Source organism: Pseudomonas syringae (genome assembly GCF_002157375.1).
Taxonomy (GTDB): domain Bacteria; phylum Pseudomonadota; class Gammaproteobacteria; order Pseudomonadales; family Pseudomonadaceae; genus Aquipseudomonas; species Aquipseudomonas syringae_T.
This window is the reverse complement of sequence record NZ_MTSA01000001.1, coordinates 16879-32754: the sequence shown is the minus strand read 5'-3', so window position 1 is coordinate 32754 and position 15876 is coordinate 16879. Positions and strand designations below refer to the sequence as shown.

The following is a 15876-nucleotide window of genomic DNA, read 5'->3' as shown; positions in this document are numbered from 1 at the left end:
GCCATCACTTTTTTCGACGCAGGATTCCGTCATGATTCGTATGCCTCTGGCAACCGCTAGTCTGTTGGCCATCGCTATCTCACTCGCCGGTTGCGGCGAAGGCAAGGACAAGGCTGCCGCTCCAGCCCCGGCGGCACCTGCTGCCCCGGCCGCTGCGCCTGCTGCACCCGCCCCTGCCGCCGCGCCCGCAGCAGCCCAGACCGACGACGCGGCAGCCAAAGCCGTGGTCGCAAACTACGCCAACATGGTGTCGGCAGTATTCGACGACGCCGAGGCCGGTGCGAAAAAACTGAGCACTGCAGTCGACGCGTTTCTGGCCAAGCCTAATGACGAAACCCTGAAAGCCGCGCGTGATGCGTGGGTCGCTGCCCGTGTGCCTTACATGCAAAGCGAAGTCTTCCGCTTCGGCAACACCATCATCGACGACTGGGAAGGACAGGTTAACGCCTGGCCCCTGGACGAAGGCCTGATCGACTACGTGGCCAAGGACTACCAGCACGCGCTGGGCAATCCGGGCGCCACCGCCAATATCATCGCCAACACCGAGATTCAGGTGGGCGAAGACAAGGTCGACGTGAAGGAAATCACCCCCGAAAAACTGGCCAGCCTGAACGAGCTGGGCGGCTCCGAGGCGAACGTTGCAACCGGCTACCACGCCATCGAATTCCTGCTGTGGGGCCAAGACCTGAACGGCACCGGCCCGGGCGCCGGCAACCGCCCGGCCAGCGATTACCTTGAAGGCGCAGGCGCCACGGGCGGCCACAACGAACGTCGTCGCGCTTACCTCAAGGCAGTCACCGATCTGCTGGTCAGCGACCTGGAAGAAATGTCCGGCAACTGGAGAGCGGGCGTCGCCGACAACTACCGTGCCTCGCTGGAAGCCGAATCCGGTGAGAGCGGCCTGCGCAAGATGCTGTTCGGCATGGGCAGCCTGTCACTGGGTGAACTGGCGGGCGAGCGCATGAAAGTCGCGCTGGAAGCCAACTCCAGTGAAGACGAACACGACTGCTTCAGCGACAACACGCATAACTCGCATTTCTACAACGGCAAAGGTATCCGCAACGTTTACCTGGGCGAATACACCCGTACCGACGGCAGCAAAGTCAGCGGCCCAAGCCTCTCTTCGCTGGTCGCCAAGGTAGACCCGGCCACTGACGCCACACTGCGCGCCGACCTGGACGACACCCAGGCCAAGCTGCAGGTCATCGTCGATCACGCCAACAAGGGCGAGCACTTCGACCAGCTGATTGCAGCAGGCAATACCGCTGGCAATCAGGTCGTTCGTGACGCCATCGCCGCGCTGGTCAAACAGACCGGTGCCATCGAGCAAGCGGCGGGCAAGCTGGGCATCACCGACCTGAGCCCGGACAACGCTGACCACGAGTTCTGATAGCGTCCGTTTCCTGCTGCCACAAAAAATGCCGGTCAGCTCGCTGAACGGCATTTTTTATGGGAACAGGTATTCAGTGTTTACGGCGCGCTGCCATGTCAATACAACGCATCGGCACTACGTCCTGATGACGGCCCGGCTGCACTGATCGGGGCCATTGCCCTTCACTTCAATGCGCGACGGCCATTCGCAATGAACCGACATGTGCGCGTGCCGTTAACGCGCAGGGTCTCCCCCACGCCCGGGATGAGAAACAAGAGCGCTACACGGAGGGCACAAACGATAATCCCTCTTATTCAAACCGCACGAGGCTGATAAGCTTGCACGCCCCGATTTGCACCTCGTTGCAGGATACGTATGAGTACGCGGTTTAGTCTTTGCCTTGCCTTGCTCGCGACTCTGGTCCTGAGCGCGTGCGATGACGCCCCGCGCTTTACCCACGCAGAGCCGGGCGAAGCGTTGTCCGGAGGCAGCGCCACGGTCAGGAAGAGCGATCAGAACGCATTCTCCATGCCCGCAGCCAATCTGTCGCCAGTGCGTCGGCTGGACTTCAGCGTCGGCAACAGCTTTTTCCGCAGCCCCTGGGTGATCGCGCCATCGACCACGACGGCCCGCGACGGGCTGGGCCCGCTGTTCAACACCAATGCCTGTCAGAATTGCCATATCAAAGACGGCCGCGGGCATCCCCCGGAAGAAGGCGACAGCAACGCGGTCTCGATGCTGGTCAGGTTGTCGATTCCCGACGACCCGGCTTATGCGGACCTGATCCGCCGCAATGGCGTGCTGCCCGAACCGACTTATGGCGGGCAATTGCAGGACATGTCCAACCCCGGCGTTACGCCGGAAGGCAAAGTCCGTGTCGAATACGACGCGCTCACGGTCATGTTTCGCGACGGCACGTCGGTCGAGTTACGCCGGCCGACTCTGCAGATCACTCAGTTGGGCTATGGCCCGATGCACCCTGATACTCACATCTCTGCACGTATCGCACCGCCCATGATTGGCCTGGGGTTGCTGGAGGCCATCGCGGATGACGCCATCCTCGCCAACGCCGATCCCGATGACAAAAACGCCGACGGGATTTCCGGCCGGCCCAACTGGGTCTGGGATGATGCGCAGCAAAAAGTCGTCATGGGGAAGTTCGGCTGGAAAGCAGGACAACCCACTCTGAACCAGCAGAACGTGCATGCCTTTTCCGGTGACATGGGCCTGACCACAAGCCTGCGCCGTTTCGACGATTGCACGCCGGCTCAGACCGATTGCCTGGCTGCGCCCAGTGGCAATGGTCCGCAGGGCGAGCCGGAGGTCAGCGACAATATCCTGCGTCTCGTGGAGTTCTACACCCGCAATCTGGGCGTTCCGGCACGCCGCAAGGTTGATGACCCACAGGTGCTGGCCGGCAAGAATCTGTTTTTTGAAGCGGGCTGCCAGCAGTGCCATACGCCTTCATTCAAGACCCGTAGCGATGCAGCCGAGCCTGAACTGGCCAACCAGGAGATTCGTCCCTACAGCGACCTGCTGCTGCACGACATGGGCGAAGGGCTGGCGGATAACCGCACCGAATTCCAGGCCACCGGAAGCGAGTGGCGCACGCCGCCGCTGTGGGGCCTGGGCCTGACCGAGACGGTAAGCGGGCACACTCAACTGTTGCATGACGGTCGCGCACGCAATGCACTTGAGGCGATACTGTGGCATGGCGGCGAAGCTCAGGCGGCGCAAAGACAGGTATTGGCTTATGACGCCGAACAGCGTGCAGCACTGCTGGCGTTCCTGAATTCGTTATGATTGGCGCCGCTGAAAATCGCTTGTTCGAAACATGCTTTTCAAAAATAGTCTTTTCAAAATCAAGGAGCCGGACATGTTCCGACCCAAGTTGTTGCTGACCAGCCTTGCGGCGCTTGCGTTGGGCGCCTGCTCGCCCTCCGATCCTCAGGCTGTCACGTCTGCGGCGATTGCCAAACAGGTGATCCTGCCGACCTACAGCCGTTGGGTCGAGGCTGATCGTCAACTGGCAGCCAGCGCGCTGGCGTTTTGTCAGGGCAACACTGACCTGGCCACCGCGCGTGCAGACTTTCTGAAAGCGCAAAAAACCTGGGCCGAGCTGCAACCACTGCTGATTGGCCCACTGGCCGAAGGCAATCGCGCCTGGCAGATCCAGTTCTGGCCGGACAAGAAGAACCTGGTCGGCCGTCAGGTCGAGCAACTGGTCACGGCACAACCGCAGGTCACCGTCGAAGCGCTGTCCAAGGCCAGCGTTGTGGTTCAAGGGCTGTCCGCCTATGAATACATTCTGTTCGATGCCGAAATCGACATGGCCAACGCTGAACAGAAAGCGCGCTATTGCCCGTTGTTGATGGCCATCGGTGAGCGCCAGAAGCAACTGGCCGAAGAAATCCTCAACAGCTGGAACAGCACCGACGGCATGCTCGCGCAGTTGAGCAAATTCCCCAACCAGCGCTACGCCGATTCCCATGAAGCGATTGCCGAGTTGCTGCGGGTGCAGGTCACGGCGCTGGACAGCCTGAAGAAAAAACTGGGCACGCCACTGGGCCGCCAGAGCAAAGGGCAGCCGCAGCCGTTCCAGGCGGATTCATGGCGCAGCAAATCGTCACTCAGCAGTCTGGAAGCCAGCCTGATCAGCGCCGAAACCGTCTGGACCGGCGTCGACAACAAAGGGCTGCGCGGCTTGCTGCCTGCCGACCAGAAACCGCTGGCCGACAAAATCGACGCAGCCTACGCCAACAGCCGCACACTGCTGTCGGCACTTAAGCCGCCGCTGGCCGATCTGCTGGCCACTGACACGGGACGCCAGCAACTCAATGCGTTCTATGACAGCCTGAACGCGGTGCATCGCCTGCATGAAGGCGAGCTGGCCAAGGCATTGGGCATTCAGTTGGGCTTCAACGCCAACGACGGCGACTGATCAAGAGGTACGAATGATGTTGCGACGTCAGGCCAAGGCCCTGAGCAGCCTGTTGCTCAGCGCCTGCACCTTGAGAGGCTGGACACTGTTCAGACAGAAAGCCGCAGGCCCCCTGCTGCTTTCTGCACGCGACGACGGCGACGGCAAACACTACGCCGTCGGCTTTCGACTCGACGGGACGCAGGTGTTTGCCACCCAGGTGAACCAGCGCTGTCACGACATCATTGACCATCCCGACCTGCCCCTCGCCGTTTTCATCGCGCGCAGACCCGGCACCGAAAGCTATCTGATCGATGTGCGTGACGGCAGCCTGCTGCAAACCATCGTTTCGCAACCGGACCGGCACTTTTACGGCCATGCGGTGATTCATCGTGACGGCGAATGGCTGTATGCGACTGAAAACGACACCCGTGATCCGGGTCGCGGGCTGTTGGGCGTGTATCGATTCGTCGGCGAGCGGCTGGTGCATTCGGCAGAAATCTCTACCCACGGCATTGGCCCGCATCAGGTGTCCTGGATGCCGGACGGCGAAACGCTGGCAGTTGCCAACGGCGGTATTCGTACCGAGGCAGAAAGCCGGGTCGAGATGAACCTGAACGCCATGCAGCCGAGTCTGGTACTGATGCAGCGCGACGGCACTTTATTGAGCAAGGAGACGCTCTCTCAGCAAATGAACAGCATTCGCCACATGGGCATCGCCAGCGATGGCACCCTACTGGCCAGCCAACAGTTCATGGGCGAGAGTCACGAATTGGCAGAGCTGCTGGCGATCAAGCGTCCAGGCCAACCGTTTCAGGCGTTTCCGGTGGCAGAAGAACAATTGCGGGCAATGGCTCACTACACCGCCAGCGTCGCCGTACACAGCGAGCTACGGCTCGTCGCGCTCACGGCGCCGCGAGGCAACCGGTTCTTTATCTGGGATCTGGACAGCGGCGTGTTGAAACTGGATGCGCCGTTACCGGACTGCGCAGGGGTGGGTGCGGTAGACGACGGGTTTGTCGTGACCTCAGGTCAGGGACGCTGCCGCTTCTACGATTGCCGCAAACCGGAACTGCTGGCGAGCCCGCTGGACTTGCCTGCAGGCTTCTGGGACAACCACCTTCACCTGGCCTGATTTTTCCGGCGCTGACGGACGGGCTGGCCCGTAGAGATCAGTTTTTGCCGACGGATCCCTGCGCCAGGCTGTACATGAACAGCAACAGGTCTTTGTCAGGCTGGACGTTCACCAGGTTCTTCGCCACTCGTGGCAGAGGGCAGAACCCCTCGCCATGCTGCGCAGTGAGAATCCGGGTTGACGGTTGCTCAAGCGCCGCCACTGCGAGGGTCGCTATCGCCAACGCGCCGAGGACAAACAGACCTCTTGCCACTTCTAGTTTCATGACTCTAAACCTTTGATGGAGCTGCCAAATGCTGCCTGGTAAAAGTAGACCAACTTCTGCCAGTCTGCAGTGCTGAATGACGAATGGCGTCTCAGTTGCTTCATGTCGTGCTGGGCAGCGCCATGAGCCGTCAGACGACGACGTCCTTTTTCCAGATCAAGCAGGGCAACCTCTACCTCGGCATCAGGGCCATCGCCTGTGGCACGTACAAAGATGTGCTTGATGTACAGACAACTGTGTTGCCAGCGACCCAGGTGCATGCGCGCCAGGGCATTGGCCACTTCCTTGAGCATACGCTCGTAAAACAGCTCGCCGTGACGCTCCCGGCCTCCGGCTTCCAGCCACTTTTCAATTTCGCCGAAACCCTCCAGCGCAACAGTGACCAGCAATGCCCGCCAGGCATTGTTGTCGTCCCTCTTTGCGCCGCAAAACACCACTTCCGGCACAACGACACCCAGCTTGCGCAAGCCTTCGAGGGCTTCACGCTCACGCAATACTGTCGGGCGCCCCAGCGGATGCAGCAAACTGCGGTAGATGTGCCCGGTCTGACGTTTGGCATAAAAGGTCTGACCGTCGTCCATGAGAAGCCGCTGTACACCACTCTCTCCGCCACGGCGCACGTTAGGTTCTTCAACCCATTCGCCGCGCTGATTCCAGAAATGGCTGAACTCATCCTGCATCGAGTCTACAACTGGCTTATTCAAGGACTGCACACCCATCTTTTTACCTTTTACGTAAGACATAGACACGCCACATGGCGTACATCGGCAGGAAATCCATTCGCTTCTGAATGCGAAAACCTGCCTGTTCAAATTCGGTTTCTGCGGTATCAACGGGTAACACGAAACGGTTCTGGTAACTTTCCTGCCCATTTTTCTGCTGACGCTGTTTCTCCAGACGCCCGCGTTTCCACGCTTTGAAGTTGCCATCCACCCACAGTGAAATGATCACACTGTCACGGGTAACACGCTGAAACTCTCGCAATAGAGCCATTCGATCACTTGACTGCCCAACATGGTGCAGTAGCCGCATGCAGAAGATGCTGTCGACCGCGTTATCAGGCAATTTGATATCAAATGCAGACGTCTGCAAGGGTTGTACCCTTTTCACTACCCCGGACGGTTGAGAGGCACAGGCAACGGCCAGCATGTCTGCCGAGTTGTCAGCGCCAATGATCGAACGGTTGGGTTTTTCCGCCAGCAGAGGCCAAAAACGCCCTGCGCCGCACGGCAGGTCCAGCACAAGCCCGGGGTCACCGGCCAGACGCAGCGCCTTTCTCGCCAACTGCTCATCGCGATGATGTGACAGCTTGCGCCAAAGACCGTCCTGGTGCTTTTCGAGGTACTGACGAGCGTGCGATTTGTCGTACTTGCGGGAAAACTCGAGTTCTATGCGTTCGCTCACGTGAGCATCTCCTGACATGGGTGCGAGCCAAACTAAAGAACCAGCCGTCACTGTCAGGTCACGTGAATGTGAAAAAATTGTTACCTTGGGAAGTCAGTTGTTTCGAGATTTTACAGAGAGTTAGGCGCCGCGTGTGACCAATCGACGAAATGCAGTCGATTTACGGTCACACGCAGGAGCTGTCTACTCTAAATGACAGTCAAGGCTTGATGACGTTCAGCGTCACCTTGAAACGGCAGCCGTGAGGCTCCATCGGCGTGAGGTCGACGCTCCAGCCCTGATTGGTGCAGATGCGCTGAACCAGCGACAGGCCCAGCCCCAGACCTTCCCCGCGTTGTTCATTACCGCGGACGAAAGGCTCGAACATGGCCTCGCGCTTTTCTTCGGGAATGCCAACGCCGCTGTCCTCTACGGTAAAGCTTTCGGCCTGCAACGTCAGTGCGATGAAGCCGTGATCCGTGTAGTGCAACGCGTTGCGCAGCAGGTTGCCCATTACCGCATGCAGGAATGTCGCGTTGTAACGAATGTCGGACAACTGGTCGTCCGTCGGCGGCGTGTAGGTCAACTGCAAGCCTTTGCTCTCAATCGGCTCACGCCATTGCGAGATCAACTGCTCAGCCACGCCCACCAGCGTTGCCTTAGGCGTCATGGCGGGATCTTCACGCTGGGTGCGCGCGAGCATGAGGAAGGTCTGCACCAGGTCGCGCATCTCTTCACAGGCCCGCCCGATTCGCTCTACCTGACGACGACCGCGCAGATCGAGCGCCGGGTTTTCCAGCAGCAGTTCGCAGGAGCTGGCCAACACCATCAACGGGGTGCGCAGCTCATGGCTCACGTCGCTGGTGAACATTCGCTCGCGGATCAGCGCCTGCCTGAGACGCCCCAGGGTTGCATCGAACGCTACCGCCAGCTCGCCCACTTCATCAGCTGCATAATCAGGCGCCAATGGCGGCGCAAGCCCCAACAACTGGTCACGATGGCGCACCTGTCTGGCCAGACGAACCACCGGGGCCATCACGCGACGGGCCAACACCCACCCCAGAAAGACTGCCAGCGCCAGCGCAAGCACAAAGCCGACCAGCACGACGGCAAACAGAACCCGTTCACGCTCTTCGAAATCGCTCTGATCCTGAAGCAGGGCGTAATGCCGACCGTCCACCACCTCGATCATCGCGTGATAGGACAGCGGCCCGCGAAACACCTCGTGGAAGCCTGGTTCAAGGTGCCGCAAATCCTTGGGCAGATCAAAGTCGCCCGGGCCGTTGCTGAAGTAGAACAACTGGTCTGGCTTGGGCCGGTGGCTCCAGTCACTGACGCTGTCCATCAACATCAGACGATTGAGATCCCCTCCCAGGCCGGCGGAGATCAGCTTTTCTTCGACCAGGTGGACGGTGGAAATGATCCCGATGGCAAACGACCCGGCGACCAGCGCGCTCATCAATGCAAAGGCAATGATGATCCGTTGCGCAAGACTCTGTTTAAACTCCATCCCGGCCCTCGGCCAAGCGATAGCCCACACCGTGTACGGTTTGCAGCAGCGGTTTGGCGAACGGTTTATCGATCACCTGACGCAACTGATGCACATGACTGCGCAGGCTGTCGCTGTCCGGGCAGTCGTCGCCCCACAGCGCCTCTTCCAGGATTTCCCGGCGCAGCACGTGCGGGCTTTTCTGCATCAGCACGGCCAGCAGCTTGAGGCCGACCGGGTTGAGCTTGAGCATGCGACCTTCGCGCGTCACCTCAAGGGTATCGAGGTCATACACCAGATCGGCAACCTGCAAAGTACGACGCCCGCCCCCCTGTGCCCTGCGCAATACGGCTTCGATCCGCGCCGCCAGCTCGGACAAGGCAAAAGGCTTGAGCAGATAGTCGTCGGCGCCGGAGCGGAAGCCCTGCAGCCGGTCATCCAGTTGGTCCCGGGCGGTCAGCATGATCACCGGGGTATCGCGACGGGCGTCTTCGCGCAGACGCTTGCACAGCGTGTAACCGTCGATGCCCGGCAGCATGATGTCGAGGACAATCAGGTCGTAATGCTCGGTGGCTGCCAGATGCAGTCCTGAGAGGCCATCCTGAGCGCAATCGACGGTGTAGCCTTTCATGCCCAGGTAATCGGCCATGTTCGCCAGGATATCGCGGTTGTCTTCAACCAGAAGAATTCGCATAAAGCACTCTCATATGCAGTTTGGGCTGGCGCAGCTTAAGACGAAGTGGGCGTCAGGGCCAGCGCCGAAATGGCATGACGATTTTTTCACCTATTATCAACAGGGCTCGTGACACACTTTGAGACAAACCGTCGCACATAATGACAGCGGCATGACCTTCATGATCTGGATTCGATATGTCGAAAACCGTCGCCCCACCCTACTCCCGCCCCATCAATAAATGGCTCTACCTCGGCCTGCCTGCCGCCGTCGCCTTGATACTTGTGTTGCTTGAACTGACGTCGCTGGACATGGACATCGCCAAGCTGGCCTTCGACCCCGTCAGCGGAGAATTCATTGGCCGGCACAGCTACTTTCTGGAAGACGTGCTCCACGATCGCGCCAAGCAGATGGTCATGGTGTTCGGCGTCCTGGCCATGATCGGCTTTGCGGCGTCATTCAAGGTAGAGCGCCTGATGCCGTGGCGCAGAGAGCTGGGCTGCCTGGTGCTGTCGATGGCACTGTCGACCGCTTTCGTCACCCCGGTCAAAGTGGTGACCTCGGTGCAATGCCCGTGGAGCCTGAAAGAGTTCGGAGGTCAGGAAACCTACAGCGAACTGTTGAGCACCCGTCCTGAGACGGACAAACCAGGACGCTGCTGGCCCGGCGGCCATGCAGCCACCGGCTTCACGCTGTTCGCGCTGTTCTTCATGCTCCGCGACCGCCGCCCGAAGCTGGCAAAAATGGGGCTGGCACTGGCCTTCGGTCTGGGGTCGATCTTTTCTGTCGGCCGGATGCTGCAAGGGGCGCACTTCTTTTCCCATAACATCTGGACGGCGGTGTTCTGCTGGTTGATCTGTCTGGGGGTTTATTATTTTGTGCTGTATAAGCCCTCACCAAAGGGCTTGATGGCAGGTGCGGAGCGAACCCATGCCTGACCACGCACGAGTTTAATGCCAACTAGGGATTGAGTTCGCCGAATGAAGGGCGGATGAGAATTATCGATAGACAAGACAACCCCACACGATGAGGGGTTGTCTTTTGACGGCAAGATTAACGGCGTTGAAGCGTCGCCCAGAATGATGCGTGGGTGAGTGTCAGCCGTGATTAAAGTTTCTAGTTACAGCTAGTTACAGCTAGTGCCAAGGCCAACGTTAATTAATCCATTCTGATTCCGAGTCAAACAAATTGGCGTATTAAGCGGAAGACAAAGCGTCGTCAGCAAAATTATTGCTCCAACCGCGTTAGAGGGACAGTTCACCGCTGATGCCATTGACGAAACCACGGCACCACTGGCTAACACCACCGCAAAACTTATTATTCGAATAGGATTTTTCATTTCATTCATTCCCTGAATAAGATACCTCCCTTAAAAAACCGCAAGATAAAAATCAATTCCTGTGGTCGTTATAGCGCCATTGATTTCTCTTAATACCGAGAGCTCGCACATTCGCCATAGTCACCAGTCTAACGTGACATCCATTAACCGCCACCGACGCTCAAGAACATTTGGCAGCAAACTTCAGCCGCAGGTAACCCAATAGCTATACCGATAAACAAACAAAAAAACCCCGCACAAGGCGGGGTTCTTTATGGGTGTAGCTTAAGAGGTAAAGCCGGCTTACATCATGCCGCCCATACCACCCATGCCGCCCATGTCCGGCATGCCGCCGCCTGCTGCCTTGTCTTCATGCACATCAGCGATCATCGCTTCAGTGGTGATCATCAGGCTGGCGATGGAGGACGCCGCCTGCAGAGCAGAGCGAGTCACTTTGGCCGGGTCGAGGATACCCATTTCGATCATGTCGCCGTATTCGCCGGAAGCAGCGTTGTAACCGAAGTTACCCGAACCCTGCTTGACCTTGTCGACAACCACGCTTGGCTCGTCGCCGGAGTTGGCAACGATCTGACGCAGAGGCGCTTCGACTGCACGACGCAGCAGAGCGATACCGACGTCCTGATCGGCGTTGTCACCTTTCAGACCTTCGATAGCCTGCAGCGAGCGAACCAGTGCTACGCCACCGCCAGGTACCACGCCTTCTTCAACGGCTGCACGGGTTGCGTGCAGGGCGTCTTCAACGCGGGCTTTCTTCTCTTTCATTTCAACTTCGGAACCGGCACCGACCTTGATCACTGCAACGCCGCCCGACAGCTTGGCCAGACGCTCTTGCAGTTTTTCCTTGTCGTAGTCGGAGCTGGTGTCGCCGATTTGCTGACGGATCTGGGAGATACGCGAGTCGATATCGGTTTTGACGCCAGCACCATCGATGATGGTGGTGTTTTCTTTGTTCAGGATGACGCGCTTGGCATTACCCAGGTGTTCCAGGGTAGTGGTTTCCAGGCTCAGGCCGATCTCTTCGGAGATCACGGTACCGCCAGTCAGAACAGCGATGTCCTGCAGCATGGCCTTGCGACGGTCGCCGAAACCTGGCGCCTTGACGGCTGCAACTTTCACGATACCGCGCATGTTGTTGACAACCAGAGTTGCCAGCGCTTCGCCTTCAACGTCTTCAGCAACGATCAGCAGAGGACGGCCAGCCTTGGCGACTGCTTCCAGAACCGGCAGCATTTCGCGAATGTTGGAGATCTTCTTGTCAACCAGCAACAGCAACGGGCTGTCCAGCTCGGCCACCATGGTGTCCGGCTTGTTGATGAAGTACGGGGACAGGTAGCCACGGTCAAACTGCATGCCTTCTACAACAGACAGCTCGTTTTCCAGACCCGAACCTTCTTCAACGGTGATAACGCCGTCTTTGGTCACTTTTTCCATGGCTTCGGCAATGATGTCGCCGATGGAGTGATCGGAGTTGGCCGAGATGGTACCGACCTGGGCAATTGCCTTGGTGTCGGTGCATGGCTTGGACAGTTTTCTCAGCTCTGCAACGATAGCGATGGTCGCCTTGTCGATGCCGCGCTTGAGGTCCATCGGGTTCATGCCGGCAGCGACAGCCTTCAGGCCTTCGTTGACGATAGCCTGAGCCAGAACGGTAGCGGTGGTAGTACCGTCACCGGCGTCATCGTTGGCACGGGAGGCAACGTCTTTGACCAGCTGCGCGCCCATGTTTTCGAAACGGTCTTTCAGCTCGATTTCCTTGGCAACCGACACACCGTCTTTGGTGATCAGCGGAGCGCCAAAGCTTTTCTCGATAATGACGTTGCGGCCTTTAGGGCCGAGGGTTGCTTTAACTGCGTCAGCCAGGACGTTTACACCGGCGAGCATTTTTTTGCGGCCAGAATCGCCGAATTTAACTTCTTTAGCAGCCATGATCATTATTCCTTGAATACTTGGTATTAACGGAAATCAGCGGAAGCACTCAGCCTTCGACAACAGCGAGAATCTCGTTCTCGCTCATCACCAGCAGGTCTTCGCCGTCGACTTTCACTGTGTTGCTGCCGGAATAAGGGCCGAACACAACCTTGTCACCCACCTTTACAGCCAGCGCACGCACTTCACCGTTGTCCAGCACGCGGCCGGTACCTACAGCAACGATCTCGCCACGGTTAGGCTTTTCAGCAGCCGAACCTGGCAGAACGATACCGCCGGCAGTTTTCGTTTCTTCTTCACTGCGACGGATTACGACGCGGTCATGCAGAGGACGAAGCTTCATTGTCGATCTCCTGATTATGTTTTTTTGAGCGTCCGGCGATTGCGCCAGCCGCTGCGGATCCGGACTTGCCGGTTACGGTTCGACGCGCGAACCGCAGAATACGGTCTGGCGTTCAGGCCAGAAACCTTGCGGTGACCCATACATAAGGGCGGGCAAGATGATTACAAGTCTTGAGCAATAATTTTTTTACGAAAAACCGCTGCTTGAAAACGAGCGCGGCACCCGAAGGTGCCACGCGGCGGGGCTATGAAGGTTACTTGTCGCGATGCTCGAACTCGCCCTCGATCACATCGGGGTCGCGGGTCGGCTGGTGGATGGCACCGGGACGATGACTGGCCGGCCCGTGATTGGCAGGCGTCTGCAGATCGTCGGCGAACGCACGCTGACGCATGGCCTGATCCTCGGCACGCTGACGAACCTTGTTGATCAGCAGACGACGGGTGATCGGCAACAGACAGATCACACCCAGAATGTCGCTGAGGAAGCCGGGCAACAGCAGCAGACCGCCGCCGACAGCAACCATCAGACCTTCGAGCATTTCCTGGGCGGGCAACTCGCCGCGCGCCAGGCTTTCGCGCGCGCGCAACGCCGTCGCAAACCCGGCCACGCGCATCACGAACAATCCCAGCATCGAGGTCGCGACGACCAGCAGGAAGGTCCAGAGAAAGCCGATGGACATCCCGACACGAACCAGCAGAAACAGCTCAAGTACCGGGAACAATAAAAACAGCAGCAAAAAAACACGCATCAAATGAGTTCCTCAAGGGAAGAATGCCTTCCGAGTAGACCGTATGTGATGTCAGAAGGTCGTTAATTCAAGCTCCATGCGCTTCAGTCACCGGACAATTATGCGCACAGGTCAGCTGAACCTGGGCTTCACGAACGTGTATCGGTGTATTTCAAAACCGACCGGAGGCCTTGATAGCAACGGTCGATGAAGCATCAAACGGGCGCTGAATGTCTCGCCCGAACGGGGAGACGAGCGCGCGGAAACAGCCTATAACATGCTCTGGCTATGGCGTGAGCACTCGCATTGAGCCGGTGACGCCATGAACATGATCAACTGATTGGGCACGCACATGGAATTGAATGACAAGCTGATAATCATCACCGGCGGCGGCCAGGGGCTGGGCAGAGCCATGGCCGAGTATCTGGCCGGCAAAGGCGCGAACCTGGCCCTGCTGGATTTGAATCAGGAAAAACTGGACGAGGCTGTCGCAGCCTGCGAAGCGCTGGGCGTCAACGCGCGGGCTTACCTGTGCAATGTGGCCAACGAGGATCAGGTCGTCGACACGATCAACCAGGTGGCCGAGGATGGCGGAACGATTCATGGCCTGGTCAACAACGCCGGCATCCTGCGCGACGGCCTGCTGGTCAAAGTCAAAGATGGCGAGATGACCAAACTGAGCCTTGCGCAGTGGCAAGCGGTCATCGACGTCAACCTGACCGGCGTGTTTCTTTGCACGCGCGAAGTGGCGGCGAAAATGATCGAGCAAAAGAGCCAGGGCGCGATCATCAATATTTCGTCGATCTCCCGGGCCGGGAACATCGGGCAAACCAATTATTCAGCGGCCAAGGCCGGGGTCGCGGCGGCCACGGTCACGTGGGCGCGGGAATTGGCACGTTACGGCATTCGTGTGGCGGGTGTGGCACCAGGGTTCATCGAAACCGAGATGACTGGCGGCATGAAGCCTGAGGCGCTGGAAAAAATGACCTCGGCCATCCCGCTGAAACGCATGGGCAAGCCGGACGAGATCGCACATTCGGTGGCTTATATTCTGGAGAACGACTACTTCAGCGGGCGCATTCTTGAGCTGGACGGCGCGATGCGCATCTAGCCCATGTAATTCGTGGCGGGCGACGCACGGAACGCGCGTCGCTCGCCAATGGCTTACCAGCTTACGCCGAAGCCTGCGGTGTAACGGGTCTTGTCGACATCGCCGTTATCCGAGCCGCTGATAACGTTCTTCTCTGCCTTCAGGTTGAGCGAGGCCCAGTCGGTGACCTTGTAACGCAGGCCTGCTTCGACATCCAGCGAGTAATCGGCCACCGAACTCAACGGTTTGCCCAACTCGCCGTTGGAGAAGAATTCGACTTTTTTGCCGATCAGGTAGCGGTTGTAATCCCAGGTACCGGCGACAGAGTAGAAGTTTTCTTTCTGCCCATTTGAAAACTCGAAGTCCGTGCGGTTGAGCAATGCACCGACCTTGAACGCGCCCAGCTCGTCATCCCACAACTGATAGCCGGGACCCGTACCCACAACGCGCTGACGGGACAGGTCTTCGACCTTGTCGCGTTTGTAGCTGATGCGGCCGTCCCAGAAGAATTTCTCGGTCAGGAATCGGTCCAGCGAGTACTCGGCGCTCCAGTTGTCGGTGCCGACAACTTCGTCCGTGGTCTCGCGGTTGTAATCGCCCTTGGCGTTGTGACGCCAGTCCCCGTGACGAGCCGACGTCTTGAAGGCGACGTTATAGTCATCGGTATCGTTTTCGGCCTGCTGGAAATCCAGCGCGGCATCGATATTGCCCTTCCACACCAGGTCGGTGATGACCGGCTTGGGCTTGATGATCTGGTGAATGCTCGCCAGCTCGACAGTCTTGGGCGCATCGCCGTTAGCGAGTACAACCTTGCCGTCATCCGCGGCCTGCAACGACTTGGCGACTTCCTCGGTGTGTTCATCCTGCTTGACCAGCAGCGGCTGATCGCTTTTCAGGGTCTTGACCTGTTTCCAGTCCAGCGCAATGGCGCCACCGTACTCAGTCTGCAGTAACAGCTTGCCGCCATCGAACACTTTGATTGTGCCGGTCAACCGGTCGCCGTTCTTCAACCAGACGGTGTCAGCAAGCAATGGGGTAGAAGCGGTAGTAATTGCGAGGCACAGCAGGGTTCTGGACAACATAAGCGGTAACTAGGCTCTGTTTGGCGGGAATCGGGCATTATCCTGCGGGACAACGTCAAAGGCGGTCGCGGAGGACCAAGGCACAGGTTTCACAGACAGCTGAATTTCATGAAAGTTCCAGAGAGCGGCTAT

At 58.4% G+C, this 15876-nt stretch carries 15 protein-coding genes; 6 read left to right on the top strand and 9 right to left on the bottom strand.

The annotated features are described in order from the left end of the window. The first annotated feature begins 31 nt into the window (after positions 1-31). The 4 genes from BW686_RS00150 (at position 32) to BW686_RS00130 (ending at position 5427) form a co-directional block, all read left to right on the top strand. Complete coding sequence (locus tag BW686_RS00150; RefSeq protein WP_084913633.1) at positions 32-1390, top strand: imelysin family protein; 1359 nt, start codon at positions 32-34, stop codon at positions 1388-1390. A gap of 357 nt (positions 1391-1747) precedes the next feature. After that, positions 1748-3175: a di-heme oxidoreductase family protein gene (locus BW686_RS00140; RefSeq protein WP_084913632.1), complete on the top strand. Its 1428-nt coding sequence runs from the start codon at positions 1748-1750 to the stop codon at positions 3173-3175. 73 nt (positions 3176-3248) lie between these two features. Further along, positions 3249-4313, top strand: a complete 1065-nt coding sequence (locus tag BW686_RS00135; RefSeq protein ID WP_084913630.1) for an imelysin family protein — start codon at positions 3249-3251, stop codon at positions 4311-4313. A gap of 16 nt (positions 4314-4329) precedes the next feature. Continuing rightward, positions 4330-5427, top strand: a complete 1098-nt coding sequence (locus tag BW686_RS00130; protein WP_084913959.1) for a DUF1513 domain-containing protein — start codon at positions 4330-4332, stop codon at positions 5425-5427. Positions 5428-5464: 37 nt separating this feature from the next. Here BW686_RS00130 and BW686_RS00125 read toward each other — a convergent pair whose 3' ends face one another. The 5 genes from BW686_RS00125 to colR all read right to left on the bottom strand — a co-directional run bounded on the left by BW686_RS00125 (position 5465) and on the right by colR (position 9258). Continuing rightward, complete coding sequence (locus BW686_RS00125) at positions 5465-5692, bottom strand: hypothetical protein (RefSeq protein WP_084913628.1); 228 nt, start codon at positions 5690-5692, stop codon at positions 5465-5467. Continuing rightward, positions 5689-6411: a lipopolysaccharide kinase InaA family protein gene (locus BW686_RS00120; RefSeq protein WP_084913627.1), complete on the bottom strand. Its 723-nt coding sequence runs from the start codon at positions 6409-6411 to the stop codon at positions 5689-5691. The genes BW686_RS00125 and BW686_RS00120 overlap by 4 nt, the downstream gene beginning before the upstream one ends. A gap of 4 nt (positions 6412-6415) precedes the next feature. Beyond that, complete coding sequence (locus tag BW686_RS00115; RefSeq protein ID WP_084913625.1) at positions 6416-7096, bottom strand: class I SAM-dependent methyltransferase; 681 nt, start codon at positions 7094-7096, stop codon at positions 6416-6418. 199 nt (positions 7097-7295) lie between these two features. Beyond that, entirely contained in the window at positions 7296-8585 is a 1290-nt protein-coding gene (locus BW686_RS00110; RefSeq protein ID WP_084913623.1) for a sensor histidine kinase, read from the bottom strand. Continuing rightward, the gene (gene colR / locus BW686_RS00105) at positions 8575-9258 is read right to left on the bottom strand and encodes a two-component system response regulator ColR (RefSeq protein ID WP_005890808.1); all 684 of its coding nucleotides are present in this window, start codon (positions 9256-9258) and stop codon (positions 8575-8577) included. Before colR ends, BW686_RS00110 begins: the two co-directional genes overlap by 11 nt. Positions 9259-9434: 176 nt before the next feature. On the opposite strand from colR, the gene BW686_RS00100 reads away from it, so the two are divergent. Next, complete coding sequence (locus BW686_RS00100) at positions 9435-10175, top strand: phosphatase PAP2 family protein (protein WP_084913622.1); 741 nt, start codon at positions 9435-9437, stop codon at positions 10173-10175. 683 nt (positions 10176-10858) lie between these two features. Here BW686_RS00100 and groL read toward each other — a convergent pair. The 3 genes from groL to BW686_RS00085 all read right to left on the bottom strand — a co-directional run bounded on the left by groL (position 10859) and on the right by BW686_RS00085 (position 13593). Next, positions 10859-12502, bottom strand: coding sequence for a chaperonin GroEL (gene groL, locus BW686_RS00095; RefSeq protein WP_084913958.1), 1644 nt, complete (start codon positions 12500-12502; stop codon positions 10859-10861). A gap of 49 nt (positions 12503-12551) precedes the next feature. Next, the gene (locus BW686_RS00090; protein WP_003304675.1) at positions 12552-12845 is read right to left on the bottom strand and encodes a co-chaperone GroES; all 294 of its coding nucleotides are present in this window, start codon (positions 12843-12845) and stop codon (positions 12552-12554) included. 253 nt (positions 12846-13098) lie between these two features. Further along, a complete protein-coding gene (locus tag BW686_RS00085) occupies positions 13099-13593 on the bottom strand; it encodes an FxsA family protein (RefSeq protein ID WP_084913619.1) in 495 nt (164 codons plus the stop codon). 331 nt (positions 13594-13924) lie between these two features. Between BW686_RS00085 and BW686_RS00080 the strand changes: the two genes are divergently transcribed. After that, positions 13925-14683: an SDR family oxidoreductase gene (locus tag BW686_RS00080; RefSeq protein WP_084913616.1), complete on the top strand. Its 759-nt coding sequence runs from the start codon at positions 13925-13927 to the stop codon at positions 14681-14683. A 53-nt stretch (positions 14684-14736) separates the two neighbouring features. Here BW686_RS00080 and BW686_RS00075 read toward each other — a convergent pair whose 3' ends face one another. Beyond that, positions 14737-15744: a DUF481 domain-containing protein gene (locus BW686_RS00075; RefSeq protein ID WP_084913614.1), complete on the bottom strand. Its 1008-nt coding sequence runs from the start codon at positions 15742-15744 to the stop codon at positions 14737-14739. Positions 15745-15876 lie beyond the last annotated feature (132 nt).